This window comes from Streptomyces sp. NPDC047022 (assembly GCF_040644155.1).
In the GTDB taxonomy this organism is placed as follows: Bacteria; Actinomycetota; Actinomycetes; order Streptomycetales; family Streptomycetaceae; genus Streptomyces.
In genome coordinates, this window is record NZ_JBEYVV010000027.1 from 34,981 (window position 1) to 55,508 (window position 20,528).

General features: G+C 72.4%; 18 protein-coding genes. 14 read left to right on the plus strand and 4 right to left on the minus strand.

The genetic code is table 11. The features are described from left to right. Nucleotides 1–72: 72 nt before the first annotated feature. Nucleotides 73–1,272, minus strand: coding sequence for a mannosyltransferase family protein (locus ABZ845_RS24205; RefSeq protein ID WP_360983012.1), 1,200 nt, complete (start codon nt 1,270–1,272; stop codon nt 73–75). A gap of 104 nt (nt 1,273–1,376) precedes the next feature. Continuing rightward, nucleotides 1,377–2,567 (minus strand): pyridoxal phosphate-dependent aminotransferase, encoded by a 1,191-nt coding sequence (locus ABZ845_RS24210; protein WP_360983014.1) that lies wholly within the window; start codon nt 2,565–2,567, stop codon nt 1,377–1,379. A 224-nt stretch (nt 2,568–2,791) separates the two neighbouring features. Between ABZ845_RS24210 and ABZ845_RS24215 the strand changes: the two genes are divergently transcribed. The 9 genes from ABZ845_RS24215 (at nt 2,792) to ABZ845_RS24255 (ending at nt 12,232) form a co-directional block, all read left to right on the plus strand. After that, nucleotides 2,792–3,646, plus strand: coding sequence for a hypothetical protein (locus ABZ845_RS24215; protein WP_360983016.1), 855 nt, complete (start codon nt 2,792–2,794; stop codon nt 3,644–3,646). Between the two features lie 169 nt (nt 3,647–3,815). After that, nucleotides 3,816–4,136 carry a hypothetical protein gene (locus ABZ845_RS24220; RefSeq protein WP_360983018.1) on the plus strand — a complete coding sequence of 107 codons (321 nt, stop codon included), beginning with the start codon at nt 3,816–3,818 and terminating at the stop codon, nt 4,134–4,136. 468 nt (nt 4,137–4,604) lie between these two features. Then, nucleotides 4,605–5,129, plus strand: a complete 525-nt coding sequence (locus tag ABZ845_RS24225; RefSeq protein WP_360983020.1) for a DUF2617 family protein — start codon at nt 4,605–4,607, stop codon at nt 5,127–5,129. A 96-nt stretch (nt 5,130–5,225) separates the two neighbouring features. Beyond that, a complete protein-coding gene (locus tag ABZ845_RS24230; protein ID WP_360983022.1) occupies nt 5,226–6,869 on the plus strand; it encodes a polyamine aminopropyltransferase in 1,644 nt (547 codons plus the stop codon). Between the two features lie 78 nt (nt 6,870–6,947). Then, nucleotides 6,948–7,889, plus strand: a complete 942-nt coding sequence (locus ABZ845_RS24235; RefSeq protein ID WP_360983024.1) for an SRPBCC family protein — start codon at nt 6,948–6,950, stop codon at nt 7,887–7,889. A 157-nt stretch (nt 7,890–8,046) separates the two neighbouring features. Further along, nucleotides 8,047–8,835 carry an aldose 1-epimerase gene (locus tag ABZ845_RS24240; protein ID WP_360983026.1) on the plus strand — a complete coding sequence of 263 codons (789 nt, stop codon included), beginning with the start codon at nt 8,047–8,049 and terminating at the stop codon, nt 8,833–8,835. A 10-nt stretch (nt 8,836–8,845) separates the two neighbouring features. After that, nucleotides 8,846–9,394, plus strand: coding sequence for an orotate phosphoribosyltransferase (gene pyrE, locus ABZ845_RS24245; protein ID WP_360983028.1), 549 nt, complete (start codon nt 8,846–8,848; stop codon nt 9,392–9,394). A 145-nt stretch (nt 9,395–9,539) separates the two neighbouring features. After that, nucleotides 9,540–10,571, plus strand: coding sequence for a class II fructose-bisphosphate aldolase (gene fbaA, locus ABZ845_RS24250; protein WP_360983030.1), 1,032 nt, complete (start codon nt 9,540–9,542; stop codon nt 10,569–10,571). A gap of 164 nt (nt 10,572–10,735) precedes the next feature. After that, nucleotides 10,736–12,232: an MFS transporter gene (locus ABZ845_RS24255; protein WP_360983032.1), complete on the plus strand. Its 1,497-nt coding sequence runs from the start codon at nt 10,736–10,738 to the stop codon at nt 12,230–12,232. A gap of 57 nt (nt 12,233–12,289) precedes the next feature. On the opposite strand, the gene ABZ845_RS24260 is transcribed toward ABZ845_RS24255, so the two are convergent. Both ABZ845_RS24260 and ABZ845_RS24265 read right to left on the minus strand, forming a co-directional pair. Continuing rightward, nucleotides 12,290–12,709 (minus strand): DUF3151 domain-containing protein, encoded by a 420-nt coding sequence (locus tag ABZ845_RS24260; RefSeq protein WP_360983034.1) that lies wholly within the window; start codon nt 12,707–12,709, stop codon nt 12,290–12,292. A gap of 4 nt (nt 12,710–12,713) precedes the next feature. Continuing rightward, nucleotides 12,714–14,288, minus strand: a complete 1,575-nt coding sequence (locus ABZ845_RS24265; RefSeq protein ID WP_360983109.1) for a hypothetical protein — start codon at nt 14,286–14,288, stop codon at nt 12,714–12,716. A 437-nt stretch (nt 14,289–14,725) separates the two neighbouring features. Between ABZ845_RS24265 and ABZ845_RS24270 the strand changes: the two genes are divergently transcribed. The 5 genes from ABZ845_RS24270 (at nt 14,726) to ABZ845_RS24290 (ending at nt 20,523) form a co-directional block, all read left to right on the plus strand. Then, nucleotides 14,726–15,574 carry a tryptophan 2,3-dioxygenase family protein gene (locus ABZ845_RS24270; protein WP_360983036.1) on the plus strand — a complete coding sequence of 283 codons (849 nt, stop codon included), beginning with the start codon at nt 14,726–14,728 and terminating at the stop codon, nt 15,572–15,574. After that, the gene (gene kynU, locus ABZ845_RS24275; protein WP_360983038.1) at nt 15,567–16,820 is read left to right on the plus strand and encodes a kynureninase; all 1,254 of its coding nucleotides are present in this window, start codon (nt 15,567–15,569) and stop codon (nt 16,818–16,820) included. Before ABZ845_RS24270 ends, kynU begins: the two co-directional genes overlap by 8 nt. Before the next feature lie 270 nt (nt 16,821–17,090). After that, the gene (locus tag ABZ845_RS24280) at nt 17,091–18,044 is read left to right on the plus strand and encodes an alpha/beta hydrolase (protein ID WP_360983040.1); all 954 of its coding nucleotides are present in this window, start codon (nt 17,091–17,093) and stop codon (nt 18,042–18,044) included. Between the two features lie 174 nt (nt 18,045–18,218). Further along, nucleotides 18,219–19,307, plus strand: a complete 1,089-nt coding sequence (locus ABZ845_RS24285; RefSeq protein WP_360983042.1) for an alpha/beta hydrolase — start codon at nt 18,219–18,221, stop codon at nt 19,305–19,307. Further along, complete coding sequence (locus ABZ845_RS24290) at nt 19,300–20,523, plus strand: acyltransferase (protein WP_360983044.1); 1,224 nt, start codon at nt 19,300–19,302, stop codon at nt 20,521–20,523. Before ABZ845_RS24285 ends, ABZ845_RS24290 begins: the two co-directional genes overlap by 8 nt. Nucleotides 20,524–20,528: the final 5 nt, after the last annotated feature.

A 20,528-nucleotide genomic window follows, 5' to 3' on the forward strand; every position in this document is an offset into this window, starting at 1 on the left:
CCGTCGGTGGTCCGTCGGAACCTCCGCCGGAACACCCGGTCCGCATATCCGTCCGTTCATCCGGATATCCGGCTAGAGGGGCGACCTGGCGAGGACCAGGAGGTACGCCCCGTAGACGAAGGAGAGCCCGGCCAGGGCACTCGCCACCACGGTGGCGTGCCAGGGCCGGGCTCTCGCCGTACGCACCAGCGCCCGCGCGACCGGGATCAGCAGCGGGTAGGCGGGCAGCAGGAAGCGCGGCTTGGACTCGAAGAACCCGGATCCGCCGAGCGCGACGACCAGCAGCAGGCCGCTGTAGACGGCGAGCGGCAGCGGGGCGCGGTCGGCGAGCAGCAGCCCGAAGAGCAGGGTGCCCGCCGCCACGATCAGCATCGCGATCACATAGACCAGCCGGGTGTCGTGCCGCGCCATGTGCTTGGCGAACTGCAGTGAGCCCCGCCCGAAGTCGAAGCGCGACCCCCACAGCCGCTGGATGGTGAAGTAGCCGCCGAGCGGGTCGCCCCTGCGGTGGCCCACCCACAGCACATAGCCGCACCAGCCGACGGGCGCGAGCGCCGCGCCCGTCCACAGCCTGGGGGAAACTCCGCGCCCCCGGGCCCGCCACACCTCCTGCGCCGCCGCCGCGAGGACCGCCGCGGCCACCGCGAAGCCATTGGGCCGGGACAGGCCCGCGAGGGTGGCCAGGGCCCCCGCCCACAGCCAGCGCCGGGTGACGGCCGCGTACAGCGACCAGGCGGCGAACGCGGTCATCAAGGGTTCCGTGTACGCCATCGACAGCACGACGGAGTGCGGGAGCAGGCCCCACAGCGCGACGAGGACGGCGCCCACGGCGGGGCCGTACAGCCGGGCGCCGAGCGTGTGGATGCCGACCGCGGCGACCGCGGCGGCCGTCCAGGACACCAGCAGGGCCGAGGTGATGCCATGGAGCGGGGTGAGCAGGGTCAGGGCCCGGATCAGCGCCGGGTACAGCGGGAAGAACGCCAGGTCGTTGTGGATGGCGCCCGCGCTGTGCTGGTCGAGCCCGTAGCCGCGCTCGGCGATGCGCACGTACCAGACGGAGTCCCAGGAGTGCCCGAGCAGCAGCAGGGGCCCCCTGACCGGGGACCTGGAGACGACGGAGAGCACCAGGCCGCCGCAGACACGGGCGGCCACGAAGAGCCCGAGGGCGGCGAGGGCCGGGACGGGCAGCCGCCCGCCCCGGGCCGGACGTGCGTGGTCGCGGTCTCCCGGGCCCCCGACGGCAGAGGCCGGGACGGTACTGGCGTGGGTCACATCCGCACCATGCGCCGGGCATGACCGTTTCGCGAACCGCGCACGTCCGTGCGGACGGGAATTGCCACCCCTTGGTGTGCCGCCGGGGGCTCGCCGGGCCGGCCTCAGTCCGCCAGTGCCTTCAGCCGCCGTACGGCCTCCTCCAGGACGTCCGCGCGCTTGCAGAAGGCGAACCGCACGAACGGGGCGCCCGCCTCGCGGTGGTCGTAGAAGACCGCGTTCGGGATGGCGACGACGCCCGCGCGCTCGGGCAGGGAGCGGCAGAAGGCGAAGCCGTCGCTCTCGCCGAGGGGGCGGATGTCGGTGGTGACGAAGTAGGTGCCCGCCGGCCGGAACACCCCGAACCCCGCCTCGGCGAGCCCGGTCGCGAGCAGGTCCCGCCTGGCCCGCATGTCCGCGCGGAACTCCTCGAAGTAGGTGTCCGGCAGGGCCAGCGCTTCGGCGACGGCGTACTGGAACGGCCCGGAGGACACATAGGTCAGGAACTGCTTGGCCGAGCGCACCGCCGTGACGAGAGGGGCCGCCGTCGTCACCCAGCCGACCTTCCACCCCGTGAACGAGAAGGTCTTCCCGGCCGAGCCGATGGTGACCGTACGCTCGCGCATGCCGGGGAAGGTGGCGAGCGGAACGTGTTCGGCGTAGTCGAAGACCAGATGCTCGTACACCTCGTCGGTCACGACCAGCAGATCACGCTCGACGGCGAGCGCGGCGACGGCCCGCAGCTCCTCGCGGGTGAGCACGGTGCCGGTCGGGTTGTGCGGGGTGTTGATCAGCAGCAGCCGGGTGCGGTCGGTGACGGCGTCGCGCAGCTCGTCCAGGTCGAGCCGGAAGCCGCCCTCGTGCGGGCGCAGGGTGACGGGCACGCGCCGGGCGCCCGCCATGGCGATACACGCGGCATAGGAGTCGTAGTACGGCTCCAGCGCGATCACCTCGTCGCCGGGTTCGAGGAGCGCCAGCAGGGCCGCGGCGATCGCCTCGGTCGCTCCGGCGGTGACGAGCACCTCGGTGCCGGGGTCGTACGTCAGCCCGTAGTACCGCTGCTGGTGCGCGGCGATGGCGTCGCGCAGCTCTGGGACGCCCGGACCCGGCGGGTACTGGTTGCCGCGCCCGTCGCGCAGCGCTCGTACCGCGGCCTCGCGCACCTCCTCGGGGCCGTCGGTGTCGGGGAAGCCCTGGCCGAGGTTGATGGACCCCGTGCTCACCGCGAGGGCCGACATCTCGGCGAAGATCGTCGTCCCGAACTCGGCGAGACGGCGGTTGAGGAGAGGACGCACGCTGGAGGTCATGGCCGTCATCCTGCGCCGAAGCTCTCGGGTTCCTCAACCCATCTCACTGATGGTCGCCCGCGCAGGTGTACAAGGCGCCGCCCCGAGCGGGGAAAAGCCGCCGGTGACGGTCGATGACGGGCTGTCACCCGTCTGTGGCATGGGGGCGATGGTTCCGGAACAGGTGATCTTTAGCGTTGTTCCCGCTGGTCAAAGAGGCCGGCACGTCAGAAGCCAAGCCGCCAGGAGCAGCCATGAGCATCGCACTCCGCACCACCCTCGCCTCCCTCGCCCTCCTCGGCACGGCCACCGCTTCTGTCCTCTCAGCCACTGCGGCCAGTGCCGCCACGGCGGCCCCGTCGGCGGCAGGCGACTCCTGCGTCGCCGTAAAGACCATCCCCTCCGTCTTCGGCGGCATGAAGGTCCGGCTGGTCAGCAGCGCCGACAACGGCGCGTCGGCCAAGCTCCTGGACGCCAGTGGCGGCGTCGTCGAGACCGTGGACCAGAGCAGGCCCGCCGACCTGGCCGACGGCCTGAAGATCACCGGAGTGCTCGGCGCGAAGCCCGTCTTCGAGCAGCGCAGCCAGGGCGGGCCCACCCCCTGGCAGGCCGCCGCCTTCCCGGCGCTGTCCGCCGACTGCACGCTGCGAGGCAAGCTCGTGCGCACCCTGCGCCCCGACGCGCGTACGACCGTGCAGCTCTTCAAGGTCTCCGTCGGCCACTACCAGGCCCGCGTCTTCGAGGGCGGCAAGCTGGTGCGCTTCCTCGACGCCGACAGCCGCGCCGGCGGCGCCGTGTTCGGCGACCGCACGCTGGTGCTGAACCCGGACGGGACGACCGTCACGTGGACCGGCGCCAAGACCACCGCCGAGCCCCGGCTCGGCCGTTACAAGCTGACCGACGGCACGATCGTGAAGCTCGTCGAGCGAGGCGGTGTCTACGGGGTTCAGATGACCACCTCCCACGGCACGTTCCCCGTCGCGTACGCCAAGGGCCGCCCGATCGTCCTCCAGGACAACGTCACCCTGGTCGTCCTGGGCGCCGACGGCACGATCAGCGGCTACGTCCACGGCAAGGCCCAGAAGCCTCCCGTGTACCTGGGCGCCTGAAGGAACGGCCCCTGAACTGCGCTTCTGCGCAGTTCAGGGGCCGTTTGTCCGTGCGGGACCCTCAGAAGTTCCTCAACTCTGCTTTGGCAGGCGCGGTGCGGGGGCATTCCCCGTTCACCCCGGAAGGAAGACGGGCCCACGGGGGGCCGGTCCGGGGAATGCGCAAGGCATGAGAAAGGGGGACGGCGTCATGATCCTGGGCATCTTCCTGGTGGTCGTGTTCGTCGCGTTCTTCGCGGCTCTCGCGAGGATGGGGCGCAAGTCCCGTGGCGCGAAGGGGCGTCCGGGCGGACGGGGCAGGTCGTGGAGCGGCAGCCGGGGCAGCGGCGACAGCGGCGGCAGCTGGTGGGTCGCCGGGGCCGACAGCGGTTCGTCGTCCGGCGGGCACCACTCCGGCGGGCACCACTCCTGCGGCGGTGGCCACTCCTGCGGTGGCCACTCCTCGTGCGGCTCGTCCTGCGGCGGGGGCGGCTGCGGCTCGAGCAGCTGACGCGGGTGCCGGAGCAGACATCACTGAACACGCGTCCGAGATACATCGATACGTCGAGTGCCCGCCGGAGAAAATCCGGCGGGCACTCGGCATTTCACCCGGATGAGGGGGCGTGAAAGCGCATAGTGCGGGCGCGTTCTGAAATGCGCGCGCCTGCCGTCCGACCGCCCCGGCTCCCTGACCTGCGCATCAACACTGCCTCCAGAAGCGGTAGTTGAACAGTTGCGCAGTTGGGTCCCCGGTGGGATGGAAACCCTACGAACTTGGGTAAAAATAGTGTGGCGGCGCCGCAGTTCATGATTCCCTCTCAACCACCAACGCAGCTCCCGGACGCCAGTCCAGCAGGTGTTTCGCCCGGACGGCCGACCCGGACGGCGCGCCCGGCCGGCCGAGCCGGCCGAACCTCCGGTACCGGCCGGGGCGCGCCGGAGCCCTCCCCCATTTTTTGCGTGCTAGCGGAGCCGATCCATGCTCACGACCCTGAACACCTCCTACACCGACACGCGCGCGGCCGACCTCGCCTGGACCCTCGGGCGCGAGCCGCTGCCGGCACTCGCCACGCTCGATCTGGAACTCGCCGGGGCGCAACTCCAGTTGAGACTCCTCGGCGCGTCCCACCAGGTGATCCTGGACGAGGAGCGGGGCACCTGCTCGGAGACGGTGGCGTGCATCGCGGGTTCCAGCACACCGCTGCCTCTGGGTGTCGCCAAGCGGGTCGGCGACTGGGAGTACGAGTTCGCTGCCCGTGTCGAGGTCCTGTCCCCCGGCTCCTTCGAGGGCCGTGCCCAGGAGTTGCTTGCCCTTGTCTCCGACCACCCCAACGGTCTGGCGGGCGTCTTCCCCGGCAGCCCCCACGCGTTCACGGCGATGCTGGCCCACCGCCACGAGGGCCAGGTCCACTGGCGCACCTGGCACGCGTACCCGCAGGACGGCCAGTTGGTGGCGACCAGGACCCGGGTCGGCGTGAGGGTACCCGCCGCTTCCGGTGTCTGAGCCCGTCGCCGGGCGCCCTCCGGGCGTCGCCGGATCCGGGAGTTCCACACGTGTGGGTGACAAGACGCAGCGCGTGGGTCACGTAGCGTTCCGAACGTGATCGATCCGCACGCGCCCGCGCCACCCGGCGTGCCACACCCCCCGGGCGAGAGCCGCCCGAACCAGGCGCGGCTGCCGGTGCGGCCCGGCACGGGACGGTTCCTCGTACTCGTCGGCGTGTTCGCCTGCGCGGCCTGCGGTCTTGTGTACGAACTCGAACTCGTCGCCCTTGCCTCGTACTTGATCGGCAACTCCGTCACCCAGGCATCGGTCGTGCTCTCGGTGATGGTCTTCGCGATGGGGATCGGCTCGCTCGCCGCCAAACGGTTGCGCCACCGCGCCGCGGCGGGCTTCGGCGCGGTAGAGGCGGCGCTCGCCCTGGTCGGCGGATGCAGCGCGATGGCCCTGTACGCGGTGTTCGCCTGGACCGGCGACTGGGGCGGCGTCTGGTCCGGCGGCCCGCGCTGTCTGCTGGTGGCCTTCTCGCTCGCCATCGGCCTGCTCATCGGTGCCGAGATCCCGCTTCTGATGGAGCTGATCCAGCGCATCCGCCGTCAGGACGCGGGCGGCGCGGTCGCCGACCTGTTCGCCGCCGACTACGTGGGCGCGCTGGTCGGCGGACTCGCCTTCCCCTTCCTGCTGCTCCCGCAGTTCGGCCAGTTGACGGGCGCCCTGCTGACCGGCGCGGTCAACGCGGTCGCCGGCGGCGCCCTGGCGCTCGGCCTGTTCCGGCGGGACCTGACCCGGCGGGGCCGCTGGCTGCTCCTGGTCGCCAACGTCGTCGTCCTGGGGGTGCTCGCCGCGGCGGCGGCCCTGGTCGGCGACTTCGAACGGGCGGCGCGCCAGGCGGTGTACGGCGGGCACGTACGGGTCGCGCTGCGCACCGGTGTCCAGGAGGTGGTGCTGACGGGCGGCACCCACGGCCGGCCCCTGGACCTCTTCCTCGACGGCCGGCTGCGGGTGAACGGCGACGACGAGCGGGCCTACCACGAGGCGCTGGTGCACCCCGCGATGAGCGGCGGCCCGCACGCGCGCGTGCTCGTCCTCGGCGGCGGCGACGGTCTCGCGGCGCGCGAGGTGCTGAGACATCCGCGCGTGCGCCGCGTCGATGTGGTCGACCCGGATCCGGTGCTGGTCCGGCTGGCCCGCCGCGACCCGGCCCTGTCCACGCTGAACGGCCACGCCCTGTGGGACCCGCGCGTCCATGTGTGCACGGAGGACGCCTTCCGCTGGCTGCGGCACACCCGGCGGACGTACGACGTGGTGATCGTGGACCTCCCCGGCCCGGGGATCACGGCGAGCACCAAGCTGTACTCGCAGGAGTTCTACGGACTGGCGCGCCGCGCCCTCGCGCCCGGTGGCCGGCTCGTGGTGCACGCCGGCCCGGTGGCCTCCCGCCCGCGAGCCTTCTGGACGGTCGAGGCGACGATACGGGCCACGGGGCTGCGAACGGCCGCGTACCGCGTCGGCGGGCGGACGCCCGGCCCGATGGCCGGTCTCGCACCTTCGTCCGGGGCGCCCGGCGACTGGGGGTTCGTGCTCGCGGCCCGCTCCCGCCCGGTGCTGACCCTCGACCCGTACGAACTGCGCTCGCGCACCCTGACCCCGGCTTCCCTGCGGGCGGACGAGCGCGCGGCGGTACGCACCTGGGTGCCCGGGCTGCAGCCGTCGACACTGGTGCACCCGAGGTACCCGGATTGAGTGTCCCCGGCTCCCCGGTCGTGCGAATCCCGTGAGGTATGGGTGCGCTCGGCGTGCTCCTGGGTAGGCTCGGCAGACATGGAGCATGAGGTGTTCGTCATGGTTCCCGCCGAGCGGCTCGGGGAGGCGCTGGCCGATCCCGCCCGGGTGGCTCGCGCGATCCCGGGGCTCCAGCAGGACGTGGGCGCGGACGCGGAGTCGGTCGCCGGACGCCTGAAGGTGCGCGTCGCCGGTCACACGATCACCTACCGGGGCACAGTGAGGGTGGCACGGCAGGGCGAGGGGGCCTACGCGGTCCAGGCCGAGGCGTCGGAGGCCCGCGGCACCGGCACGGTGAAGCTCTCCCTGTCCGTACGCCTGCTCCCGGCCGAGGGCGGCACCACGGTCGCCTTCACGGGCACGGCCACCGGCGACGGCCGGATCGCGGAACTGCCCGAGGACGCGGTCGTCTCGGCCGGGACACGGCTGCTGGGGCGGTTCGCGGAGGGGCTGGGGAACGGGGCGGGGACGGGGCTCGGAACCAGGGAGAAGGAGAAGGAGAAGGCGCCGGAGACGGGGGCGGAGGCTGCGATGGACACGTCACCCGACACCACGTCGGCGAACGAGCCCACCGAAGAGGACGACCTCACCGACGACGGCGAACCGACCGTTGACAGCGTAGCGGCCGGTGACGGCGAAGCGGCCGGTGACGGCGAGCCGATCGACCAGGACCTGCTCGCCGCCGAGGACGAGTCCGATGACGACTACCTGGCGGGCGGCTTCGCCGGTGAGGAGGAGACCTCCCCGGTCCCCGCCTCGCTCGACGGAGACCCCCATGCCGAGGCGGCCCATGCCCGGCGCACGATGATCGGCCGCAGCGCGGAAGAGGTCGACCACGCGCCCCCGCGCGGTCGCTACGCCCCCGTTCCCGCTCCGGAGACGGTGACGGCCACCGACACCCTGCGCTGGGCGGCCCCGGCGGCGGCCCTGATCGTGGCGTCGGCGATCGTGGCGGGCCGGATGCTGCGCCGACGCCGCTGATCCGCCGCATACGCCGTTGATCCGCCGCATACGCCGCTGATCCGGCTGCGTACGCCACCGATCCGGCTGCGTACGCCACGGACCCGGTCGAGCGCCATGGCACCGCGTGTGCCCCCATGATCGGCCGAGTGCCGATCCGCCCAGTAGGGTCGCCCTCGTGAGCAACGACGAGATCACGCTGACCGCGGGAGACGCGGAAGCCGTGCTGGCACCGGGGAACGGCGGGCGCGTGCGCAGTCTGCGCCTCGGCGGGACGGAACTGCTGCGGCAGGGCGAGCGGTTCGGGTGCTTCCCGATGGCGCCCTGGTGCGGCCGTATCCGGGACGGCAGGTTCCGCGACGGCGGCACGGTCCACCAGATGCCCCTCAACTCCCCGCCCCACGCCATTCACGGCACCGTGCGGGACGGGGCCTGGCGGGTGGCCCGCGCGGACCGCGCCGAGGCGGTCCTCGTCTACGACCTGGTGGACCCCTGGCCCTGTCCCGGCCGCGTCACCCAGATCTTCACGCTCTCCGAGGACTCCCTCACGCTCGCCATGGCGGTGGAGGCGCACGACTCCTCGTTCCCGGCCCAGATCGGCTGGCACCCCTGGTTCAACCGCACCGTCGAGGGGGCGGACGCGCGCATCGACTTCACTCCGGCCTGGCAGGAGGAGCGCGGCGAGGACCATCTGCCCACGGGCGACCGCATCGAGCGGGGCCCGGGCCCGTGGGACGACTGCTTCGGCATGCCCGGCGGAGTCGAGGTCACCCTCACCTGGCCGGAGCGGCTGGAGCTGAAGGTCACCAGCCGCGAGGAGTGGGTGGTCGTCTACGACGAGCAGGAGGAAGCCGTGTGCGTCGAGCCGCAGACGGGACCGCCCAACGGCCTCAACACCCTTCCGCGCCTGGTCACCCCCATCGAGCCGCTGGAGGCCGCGACGACGTGGAGCTGGCGTCGCCTTTAAGCTGAGGGCCATGAGTGACGTACGCGGTGAGCTGTTGCAGCAGATCAAGGACAAGGCCGTGGTGCACGGCAAGGTGACCCTGTCGTCGGGCAAGGAAGCCGACTACTACGTCGACCTGCGCCGTATCACCCTCGACGGTGTGGCAGCCCCTCTGGTCGGTCAGGTCATGCTCGACCTGACCGCCGACCTCGACTTCGAGGCCGTCGGCGGCCTGACCCTGGGTGCCGACCCGGTGGCCACCGCGATGCTGCACGCCTCCGCCGCGCGCGGCCGGACGCTCGACGCGTTCGTCGTCCGCAAGGCGGGCAAGGCGCACGGTCTGCAGCGGCGTATCGAGGGCGCCGAGGTCGCGGGACGGCGCGTCCTGGCCGTCGAGGACACGTCCACCACCGGGGGTTCGGTGCTGACCGCGGTGGAGGCGCTGCGGGAGGCCGGCGCCGAGGTCGTCGCGGTCGCCACGATCGTGGACCGGGCGACGGGCGCGGCCGAGGCGGTAGCAGAGAAGACGGGGCTGCCGTACCTGTTCGCGTACTCGAAGGACGAACTGGGTCTGGACTGAGACCGCGGTTTTCCACAGGCTGGACAGGGTTACCTACGCATCCGGCTCCGTCTGCAAAGATGGGCCGCGACGATGACGTCACCCCCTAGGTCAGGGCCGCAGTACGCAGAACGCAACCGCAACCCGCACAACAAGGAGCGGACAGATGCCCATCGCAACCCCCGAGGTCTACAACGAGATGCTCGACCGGGCGAAGGCTGGCAAGTTCGCCTACCCGGCCATCAACGTGACCTCGTCGCAGACCCTGCACGCTGCCCTGCGCGGCTTCGCGGAGGCCGAGAGCGACGGCATCGTCCAGATCTCGACGGGTGGTGCCGAGTTCCTGGGTGGCCAGTACAGCAAGGACATGGTCAGCGGCGCCGTCGCCCTGGCCGAGTTCGCGCACATCGTCGCCGAGAAGTACCCGGTCAACATCGCACTGCACACGGACCACTGCCCGAAGGACAAGCTCGACGGGTATGTGCGTCCGCTGCTCGCGATCTCCGAGGAGCGCGTGGCCCGCGGCGAGAACCCCCTGTTCCAGTCGCACATGTGGGACGGCTCGGCCGAGACCCTCGCCGACAACCTGAAGATCGCGCAGGAGCTGCTGGAGCGCGCCCGCGCCGCCAAGATCATCCTTGAGGTGGAGATCACCCCCACCGGCGGTGAGGAGGACGGCGTCACCCACGAGATCAACGACTCGCTGTACACCACGGTGGACGACGCGATGCGTACGGCGGAGGCGCTGGGCCTCGGTGAGAAGGGCCGCTACCTGCTGGCCGCGTCGTTCGGCAATGTGCACGGTGTGTACAAGCCGGGCAACGTGGTGCTGCGCCCCGAGCTGCTGAAGGAGCTGAACGAGGGCGTCGCCGGCAAGTACGGCCGCCCGGCGGGCAGCCAGCCGTTCGACTTCGTCTTCCACGGCGGCTCCGGCTCCTCCGAGCAGGAGATCCTGACGGCGCTGGAGAACGGCGTGGTCAAGATGAACATCGACACGGACACCCAGTACGCCTTCACGCGTCCGGTCGCCGACCACATGTTCAAGAACTACGACGGCGTCCTGAAGGTCGACGGCGAGGTCGGCTCCAAGAAGACCTACGACCCGCGCACCTGGGGCAAGCTGGCCGAGGTGTCGATGTCCAAGCGTGTCCTCGAGGCGTGCGGCAACCTCCGCTCCACGGGCACGAAGATCAAGTAACCGGTTGGCCGGGGTGGGGTGCGCCCCACCCCGGCACACCACGCTCTGGCCCGTCGGCGGCGGACGAGAGATGATCCGAGCATGGCTGTCGGCGCACAGCAGGCTCCCGCCGTCAGGATCGCCTCGCTCTGGCCCGTCGGCGGCGGACGAGAGATGATCCGAGCATGGCTGTCGGCGCACAGCAGGCTCCCGCCGTCAGGATCGCCTCCCCGCGGGGCAAGTGGATCCTGTTGACCACGGTGCTCGGCTCCAGCATGGCGATGCTGGACTCCACCGTCGTCAACGTCGCGCTGCCCCGTATCGGCGAGGATCTCAACACGGGCCTCGCCGCCCTCCAGTGGACCGTCAACGCGTACATGGTCACGCTCGCCGGTCTGATCCTGCTCGGCGGCTCCCTCGGCGACCGCTTCGGCCGCCGCAAGATCTTCGTCATCGGGGTCGTCTGGTTCGCGAGCGCCTCCCTGCTGTGCGGGCTCGCCGTCAACGCGGGCATGCTCATCGGCGCCCGCGCCCTTCAGGGCATCGGCGGAGCCCTGCTGACCCCCGGCTCGCTCGCCCTCATCCAGGCGTCGTTCCACCGGGACGACCGGGCCCGCGCGGTCGGCCTGTGGTCCGGCTTCGGCGGCATCGGCGCCGCCGTCGGCCCGTTCCTGGGCGGCTGGCTGGTGGCGGGCCCCGGATGGCGCTGGGTCTTCCTTCTCAACGTCCCGATGGCCCTGATGTGCGCGCCCATCGCCCTCAGGCACGTACCGGAGTCGTCGGACAACCGGGCCCACGGCCGCTTCGACGTCCTCGGCGCGGTTCTCGGCGCGCTGGCCCTCGCCTTCGTGACCTACGCCCTGATCGAGGCCCGGGGCGGATCCCTGCTCGTGGCCCTGGCGGCGGTCGCGGGCGTGGCGGCGGGCGTCGCCTTCGTGTTCGTGGAGAAGCACCGCCCCGACCCGATGCTGCCGCTCGACATCTTCGCGTCCCGCCAGTTCACCGCGGTCAACCTGGTGACCCTGTGCGTGTACGCGGCCTTCGGCGGTTTTTTCTTCCTCACCGCGCTCCAGCTCCAGGTGGTCGCGGGCTACTCGCCCCTCGGAGCCGGAACGGCCCTGCTGCCCACGACCGCCATGATGCTGCTGTTCTCGTCCCGCTCGGGCGCCCTCGCCGAGCGCATCGGACCGCGCATCCCGCTCACCGTGGGCCCCCTGCTGTGCGCGGGCGGCATGCTGCTGATGCTGCGCGTCGGCAAGGACGCGTCGTACCCCGTCGACGTACTGCCCGCCCTGCTGGTGATGGGCGCGGGCATGGTCACCCTGGTCGCACCTCTGACCTCCGCCGTGCTCGCCTCGGTGGACACCGCGCGGGCGGGCCTGGCCAGCGGCATCAACAACGCGGCGGCCCGCGCGGCCGGACTGATGGCGGTGGCCGCGCTGCCGCTGCTCACGGGGATGGGACCGGACGCCTACCGCTCACCGGACGCGTTCGACGCCGCCTTCCGCCGGGCGATGCCGTTGTGCGCGGGCGTCCTGGTGGCCGGGGCGGTGCTCGCCTTCGCGACCGTACGCCGTCCGGCACCGGACTGCCGCCGCCCGGAATGCCGCATGCACGGCTGCGTCACGTCACCGCCCCTGGAACCACGGCGCGGGCCGAGAGCCTCCGAAGCCGGGCCGTGAGCCCGATGACCACCGCCTCGACCACCGCCCGGCCATCGCCTCGGCCACTGCCTTCGGTTACCGCCGCAGCTCGGCGTACGCCTCGGCGCTGCTGTCCTGGAGGAACTGCCAGCAGCGCTCCGACTCGTCCTTCTCGTCGATCGCGCCGGCGGCACGCGCGAGGGCGGCGAGGCAGCGCAGGAACCCGCGGTTGGCCCGGTGCTCCCAGGGCACGGGACCGTGTCCCTTCCACCCGGCCCGGCGCAGCGCGTCCAGACCGCGGTGATAGCCGGTGCGCGCGTACGCGTACGACTCGACCACCCGCCCCGCCTCGAAGGCGTCGTCGGCGAGCATCGCCCAGGCCAGCGAGAACGTGGGGTGCTTCGCCGCGACCTCGGCCGGCGGCAGGGACTCCTCGCCCAGCAGGCGGTACGCCTCCTCGTCCTCCGGGAGGTGGGTCGGCTCGGGGCCGCCGAGCAGGTTCTTGTGCGTCGTCATGCCGTCAGTCTGCCACTCGCGGCGGGGCGCCGGGCGTGAAGCCGGTGCCGCACGGGCACGCCGTGAAGGCCCCGTTCCGGGCAGTCGCGGGCAGCCGCAGGGAAGGCTCCCCCGCGAGGTCCTGGACCTTGACCCGCCCCTCGGGGCCGAGGCTCCGAGGGTGAGCCGCCTCCCCGTCCCGCCGTCGTTCGTACACCGTCACCCGCCGCCCGCGGACCTGCTTGTCCGCGATCACGGTGAAGTACCGCTCCAGCGCGGCGGTCTTCGCCCTGTCCCGCTCCGCCGACACCGGTTTCGCCACGTCCGCCGAGTCCGTGACCAGCAGTATCCGCCGCTGCGCGAGCACCGAGGCCCTGATCTGCGCCGGGTCTTTCTCCACGCCCTTCAACGTCCCGGAGTCCTCGGGACTCCGGAGCAGAGCCATGTCCCGCAGACCGGCGAAGGCCTCGGGGGAGACCAGCTCGGTGTCCCGCCGCGCCGCCGGCACGAAGAGCACCCCGTCCCCGGCCGCCTTGACCCGCCTCACCTCGGCGGCCACCGCCAGTACGTCGTCCACCCGGCTCCCCGGGGACCGCTCGGACAGCGACTGCGGCAGCAGCGCCGCCACCGCCACCATGACGATCACCGGCAGGATCCACCGTGACGCCCTCGGGGACCGCGGTGCCGCCCCCCGCACCGCCGCGTCGATCGCCGACCCGATCAGCAGCGCCAGGCCCAGCAGACTGAACAGGATGTACCGGTCAAGGAACAGCGGCTGTATCAGGGACAGACCGATCAGGGCGATCTGCGGCACCGCCAGCAGGGGCAGCGCGACGGCCGCCGTGGACAGCCGCCCCGCCCTGGGTTCTCGCGGCCGGTCCAGCAGGGCTCCGAAGCCGCCGATCGCCAGCAGGACCACGGGGGCGATCAGTGTGTGCCCGGTGAGCGGCGGTATCCAGGAGATCTGATCGGACTGGCGCCGGCTGAACAGGATCAGCGGCAGCACCCCCGCCACGGCGGCGGCAGCGGCCACCGCCCAGTGCCCCCGGGTTCGGCGCCCGGCCCGGGCCCGGACGAGGGTGGCCGCGTGCGCGGGCAGGATCAGCAGCGACAGCCAGTTCAGCAACCCGCACAGCAGAACCGTGGCGCCGTACGCCGCCCAGCGCCTCCTCCGGCGGCCACGCCCCTCGATCCCGGTCACCAGCAGCAGGGTCGAGATCCCGGCACCGGCCGCGACCAGCGCGTACGGGCGGCCTTCCTGGAGGTGGAACTGCACGGCCGGGAGCAGTCCGAAGGCCAGCCCGCCCCCCAGCCCCGCCCAGGCGCCGGACAACCGGTGGCCGATGACCGCCACACAGGCCGCCGCCACGGCCATGGCCAGCACGGAGGGCAGCCGCAGCGTGGTGGTACCGGGGCCGAAGCATGCGAAGAGTTCGTGCATCAGCAGGTAGTAGAGCCCGTGCACGGCGTCGACCTGGCCCAGCATGCGCCAGATGCCGGGGACGGACCGCTGGGCGACCTGCCAGGTCGCGGCCTCGTCCCGCCAGACGCTGTGCTGCCGGGAGAGTCCCCACAGGCCGAGGGCGCAGGTCCACAGCATCGGGATCAGCGGGACCAGCCAGATCGGCAGGTCCGGTCGGCCCGGCAGGTCCGGCCGGCTCGGCAGCTCCGGCAGCTCCGGCAGCTCCGACAGCTCCGGCTGGTTCGGCCGGATGGGCGGGCGGCGTCGCGGAGCGGCCGTACGGACGTTTATATCGGGTATATGGGGGTTCACGGAGGTGGTCGGACTCTCGGTGTAGGCGGTGCGGAGCGAAGTCAGCCGCCTGCGGAGATGGAACGAAGAGCCCTCGGACCGGCTGCGGTGCGGAACGGTTGCCGCAGAAGCGCCGGGTCCCCCACCCGCGCTAGATCATAAGTGCATGATTCTGTGTCTTGCGGTGCAGGAAATGATTGCGCAGGATGCGCGTGGGGACCGGGGCCCCCGTGCCGGAATCGGCAGGGGCGGACCGCTACCCGAGCACACAACAGGAGACAGCGATGGCCGCACAGGCTCATCACTCCCCGGAGAAGCAGGAGTCCGAGAACCCGCATCTCGACTTTCAGGGCACCACTCCGTACGAGGACTACGTCAAGGCGGATGTACTCACCCACCTTCAGAACCCCCTCTCCGACGACCCCGGAGAGATGGTCTTCCTGGTCACCACCCAGGTGATGGAACTCTGGTTCACGGTGCTGGTCCACGAGTGGGAAACCGCCGCGCGCGCCCTTCGAGGCGACCGGGTTCCGGTGGCGATCGACGCGCTGAAGAGGTCCGTACGGGAACTGGAGGCGCTGAACGCGTCCTGGCGGCCCCTTGCCCAGCTGACGCCCGCCCAGTTCAACTCCTACCGCTCCGCGCTCGGGGAAGGCTCCGGATTCCAGTCGGCGATGTACCGCCGCATGGAGTTCCTGCTCGGCGAGAAGTCGTCGTCCATGCTGGTCCCGCACCGCGGCGCACCGCGCGTCCACGCCGAGCTGGAGAAGGCGCTGCACGAGCCGAGCCTGTACGACGAGGTGCTGCGGCTGCTCGCGCGGCGCGGGTACGCGGTCCCGGACGAGGTGCTCTCCCGCGATGTCTCGCTGCGCTACACACCCTCGGACGAGGTCGAAGCGGTGTGGACCGCTCTCTACTCCGGGGACCCCGCGGACGAACTCGCCCGCCTGGGCGAGGCGCTGACCGACGTGGCGGAACTGATGTGGCGCTGGCGCAACGACCATCTGATCGCCACCCGGCGCGCGATGGGCGCCAAGCCCGGCACGGGCGGCTCCGCCGGGGTGGCCTGGCTGGAGAAGCGGGCGCAGAAGAACGTGTTCCCTGAGCTGTGGACGGCGAGGTCCCATGTCTGAGGCACCTGAGGCATCGGCACCTGAGACCCTCGAGGTATCCGAGACGTTCACCAGGGCGCAGGAACTGGACGCCGCCGACGAACTGGCTCCTCTGCGCGAGAAGTTCGTCCTCGACGACGTCGTCTATCTCGACGGGAACTCGCTGGGCGCGCTGCCGGCCTGCGTACCGGAACGGGTGCAGGACGTCGTCCGCACACAGTGGGGAAGCCTGCGGATCCGGTCCTGGGACGAGAGCGGCTGGTGGACGGCACCGGAGCGGATCGGTGACCGGATCGCCCCGCTGGTGGGCGCGGCGCCCGGACAGATGGTGGTGGGCGACTCGACCAGCGTCAACCTGTTCAAGGCGCTCGTGGCGGCCGTGCGCATGGCCGCGCAGGGCGGTCACGACGGAGGTGCGGGGGAGGTCCGTGACGAGATCCTGGTCGACGCGACCACGTTCCCGACGGACGGGTACATCGCCGAGTCGGCGGCCCGCATGACCGGTTGCACCTTGCGCCCGGTGGCCCCGGCCGAGGTGCCGGACGCCCTGAGCGGCCGTACGGCGGCGGTGCTGTTCAACCACGTCGACTACCGCACGGGCAGGCTGCACGACCTGCCCGGGCTGACGGCCGCCGCGCACGCGGCGGGAGCCCTGGCGATCTGGGACCTGTGCCACAGCGCGGGCGCCCTGCCGGTCGGACTGGACGAACACGGGGTCGATCTGGCGGTCGGCTGCACCTACAAGTATCTGAACGGGGGCCCCGGCTCCCCTGCCTTCCTGTATGTGCGGCGGGAGCTCCAGGACCGTTTCGACTCCCCGCTGCCGGGCTGGAACTCGCACGCCCAGCCCTTCGGCATGCGGCCGGACTACGAGGCGGCGTCGGGAGCGCTGCGCGGTCGTGTCGGCACCCCGGACATCCTGTCCATGCTCGCCCTGGAGGCGGCGCTGGAGGTGTGGGACGACGTCCCGGTCGACGCGGTGCGCGCCAAGTCCCTGGCGCTCACGGACTTCTTCCTGGAGTGCGTGGCGGCCTATGTCCCCGCGGGCGCGGTCGAGTGCCTGACGCCCCTCGCGCATGCGGAGCGGGGCAGCCAGGTGGCGCTGAGGTGCCGGGACGCCGGGGATGTGATGAAGCGGCTCATCGCCGGCGGTGTGGTCGGCGACTACCGGCCGCCGGACGTGCTGCGGTTCGGGTTCACTCCGTTGTACGTGGGGTTCGCGGACGCGGAGCGGGCGGCCAGGATTCTGGGGGAGACCCTGTCCTGAGGTGCCGCCCTGAGGAGCGTCCCTGAGGGGGCGCCCTCGAGGGGTGCCCTTGAGGGGGTCTCTCCGAGAGGGCTTCCCTGCGGGACGCCTTGTTCAGGCAGGGCCCGCAGGGCCGTTCTTCGAGCGGCCCTGCGGCAGAATCGTTTGCCCTTCACCGAGCGTGACAACCGCCTGCGGACACCCGTCACCCGCCTGATACCGTCCCCGCGAACGGCTGGTGGTCCACTGGCCGCAGCGCCCGATCCCGTGACGCCGCTGAGAGGTTGGAGCATGCCGGACGACGCCGCCCGCGATGCCGCAGAACCGGACGACGCGTCCGCCCGAGCCGCCGCGCGCGACGCCGCGGAAGAGGCATCCGCCTTTTCCCACCCCCCGGTCGAGCCGGACGCCACCGCCGCGTACGGAGACCATCCCGACCAGGTGATCGACTTCTACGCGCCGAGGGAGCCGGAGCCTTCCGGATCCGCCGGCGCCGCTCCCCTGGTCGTCGTGCTGCACGGCGGCGCGTGGCGCGCCCCGTACGACCGCCGGCACATCACCCCCTTCGCGGACTTCCTGGCCCGCAGGGGCTTCGCCGTGGCCAATGTCGAGTACCGCAGGGGGGCGCTCATCCCGGCCCAGGCCGACGGATCCGCCGCCGAGGGCGTCGCCGCGACTCCGGTGGCGGGCCGCTGGCCCGACACGTTCGACGACGTCGCGGCGGCGTTCGACGCGCTTCCGGGCCTCGTCGCCACGGCGTTGCCGGGAGCCGACCCGCGCCGCATGGTGATCACCGGGCACTCGGCGGGCGGCCATCTCGCCCTGTGGCTGGCGGCGCGCCATGTCCTGCCGCCGGACGCCCCATGGCGCACGGACCGGCCGGCCCCGCTCCGCGGAGTCGTGGCGCTCGCCCCGATCGTGGACTTCCAGGCCGCCGGGAAGCTGGATGTGTGCGGCGGGGCGGCGGCCCAGCTGCTGGGCGGGGAGGCGCTGTTCGCGGAGCGCAGGCCGTACGCGGACCCCGCGCTCCTGCTGCCCACGGGCATCGCCACGACCCTGGTCCAGGGGCGTACTGACATCGTCGTCCCGCAGGCGGTCGCCGAGGCGTACGCGGATGCGGCGGCGAAGACCGGTGAGGTCGTCGGCCTCACGCTCCTCGAGGACGTGGGCCACTTCCCCCTGATCGACCCGGCGGCGGACGCGTGCGCCGTGGTGGCGGAGGAGATCGCGCAGCTGGCGTGGTAGCTGTCGGACCGCTCCCCGGCCCCGCGCCCGGTGCCACGCGCCCCGGTCATACCCGTAGTACCTGAGAGCTACCTCCGCGATGAGACCTCTGGCATGACGCCGACTACACGTCAGCCTTCGTAACTTCCCTTCCGTGACGGCCCGATGAACGGGGCGGCGGAAGGGGAGGACGCCATGGGGCTGCGGGGTATGCACCCGGCCACGGCCACGGCCACGGCCACCGCGACGACGGCGACGGCGACATGCGCGGCGACGGACGCCGTCCCGGCCACGGACGACGGCGGGGACCAGGGTGTCCGCCGGTCCGGGAGAAGCTCCCGCCCGCGCCTCGGACGCCTGTGGCGCACGGTGCTCACGGCACTGGTGGCGGGTGCGGTCGTCGTCCCCCTCTCGGCAGCCGTCCGCCCCCCGATTCCCGCGCCGCGCCCGGCGAGGCAGGCCCCGCTCTCGGCGGCCACGCTCACCGCGGCCTACGGGGCGAACCGTGCCGACGCCGCCGAGGCGTCCCGCATGGCCGACGCCCATGGTGACCACCACCGCGCGGCGGCTGAGCGAGCCATGGCCTCCCGGGACCGCAACCTCCTGGCCTTCGACGGCCGGGGAACGGGCCGGGTGACCGAGGTCTTCGGGGACCTGGCCACGGCCGAACACATCGCGGTCCTGGTCCCGGGTTCCGACACGACTCTGGACACCTACGGCCGCCTCGGCGCGGGCGCGCTCGCCCTGCACCGGGCGACCGGCCCCCGTACCGCCGTCATCGCCTGGCTCGGATATGACACGCCCCGCATGATCAGCCCCGGAGCGATCACCACGACGCGGGCCGAGCAGGCCGCGCCGCTGCTGGAGCGGTTCATACGCGAACTGCGCCGTGTCCGGGGCGAGGCGCCCGGGATCTCCCTCCTCTGCCACTCCTACGGGACGGCGGTCTGCGCGAAGGCCGCGCGCGCCGTCGACGTCCAGGACATCGCCCTGGTCGGCAGCCCCGGCACCGGCGCGGACTCCGCCGCCGCACTGCACACCCGCGCCCGGGTCTGGGCGGCCCGTGGCGCGGGCGACTGGATCGCCGACGTGCCCCACATCAGCGCGGACCTGTTCGGCACGACCACCGGTTTCGGCACGGACCCGGTCTCGGCCGGCTATGGCGCCCGGGTCTTCGCCGCGGGCGGCGGCGGACACAGCGACTACTTCAAACCCGGCTCGGTCTCCCTGGGCAACCTCGCCCGGATCGCCCTGGGCCGGACGTCGGAGGTGACACATGCGTGAACAAGCGCCGGGCATCCGGAACCCGAGCCCCCTGCGCACGGCGGCCCACCGGATCGACAGGGCCACCCCTGCCGACCGCGACCGCGCCGTGGACGCCTTGCGGGCCCTGGCGATCCTCGGTGTCGTCCTGGGCCACTGGCTGGTGACCGCCCTGGTCGCGGACGGGAGTTCGCTCCGCACGGCGAGCCCGCTGCACTTCATGCCATGGCTCGCCCCCGTCTCCTGGGTGTTCCAGACGCTCGCCGTGTTCTTCCTGGTGGGCGGCCATGTGGCGACGAAGAGCCTCGCCTCGGCGCGTGCGCGGGGCCGCACCTACGGGCAGTGGGTGCGCGGCCGTCTGGCCCGGCTGACCAAGCCCGTCGCGGCGGTCGTGGGCCTGTGGGCGGTAGTGGCGTGCGGTCTGCTCGTGAACGGCGCTGACGCCGGCACCGTCCACACCTTGGTGAAGCTGGCCGTGTCGCCGCTGTGGTTCCTGCTGGTCTTCGCTGCCCTGACGGCGGCCACTCCGCTGCTGACGCGTCTCAACCCGCTCTGGCCGCTGGCCGTGGTCCTCCACGTGGACCTCGTCCGCTTCGGGCTCGGCGGCCCCTCCTGGCTCGGCTGGGTGAACCTGGCGGCGGGCTGGATGGTGCCGTACACGCTCGGCGCGGCCTGGACGCGCGGCGACCTGGAGGGCCGGCGAGCGGGCTGGACACTCCTGGCGGGCGGCGCGGCGGCGACCGCGGTACTGGTGGCCTTCGCGGGCTACCCGGCGTCGATGGTCGGCGTCCCGGGCAACGCGGTCTCGAATCTCAACCCGCCGACCCTGGCCGCCGTGACCTTCGGCATCGCCCAGTGCGGGCTGGCCCTCCTGCTGCGCGAACGGCTCCGCCGGGTGATGCGGCGCCGCCTGGTGCTGTGGGCGGCGGTCGCGCTGGTGAACCTCTCGGCGATGACGATCTATCTCTGGCATCTGACGGCGCTGATGGCGACCACGGCGACCGGACTCCTCGCGGGCCCGCTGCCGGGCCTGCACACCGTCCCCGAGGGCGTGGCCTGGGTGGCGTACCGGCTGGCGTGGCTCCCGGTGTTCGTCCTGGCTCTCTCCGTGTGCTGGACCGCCTTCCGCGGCTACGAACAGGGGCCGCGCCGGCGCAAGGGCCGCCGTTCCCGGGTGGTGGCTCTGCGCAGATCCGGCCCGGCCACGGTGCGGGGCACCGACGGTGCCCGGCATTAGGCTGG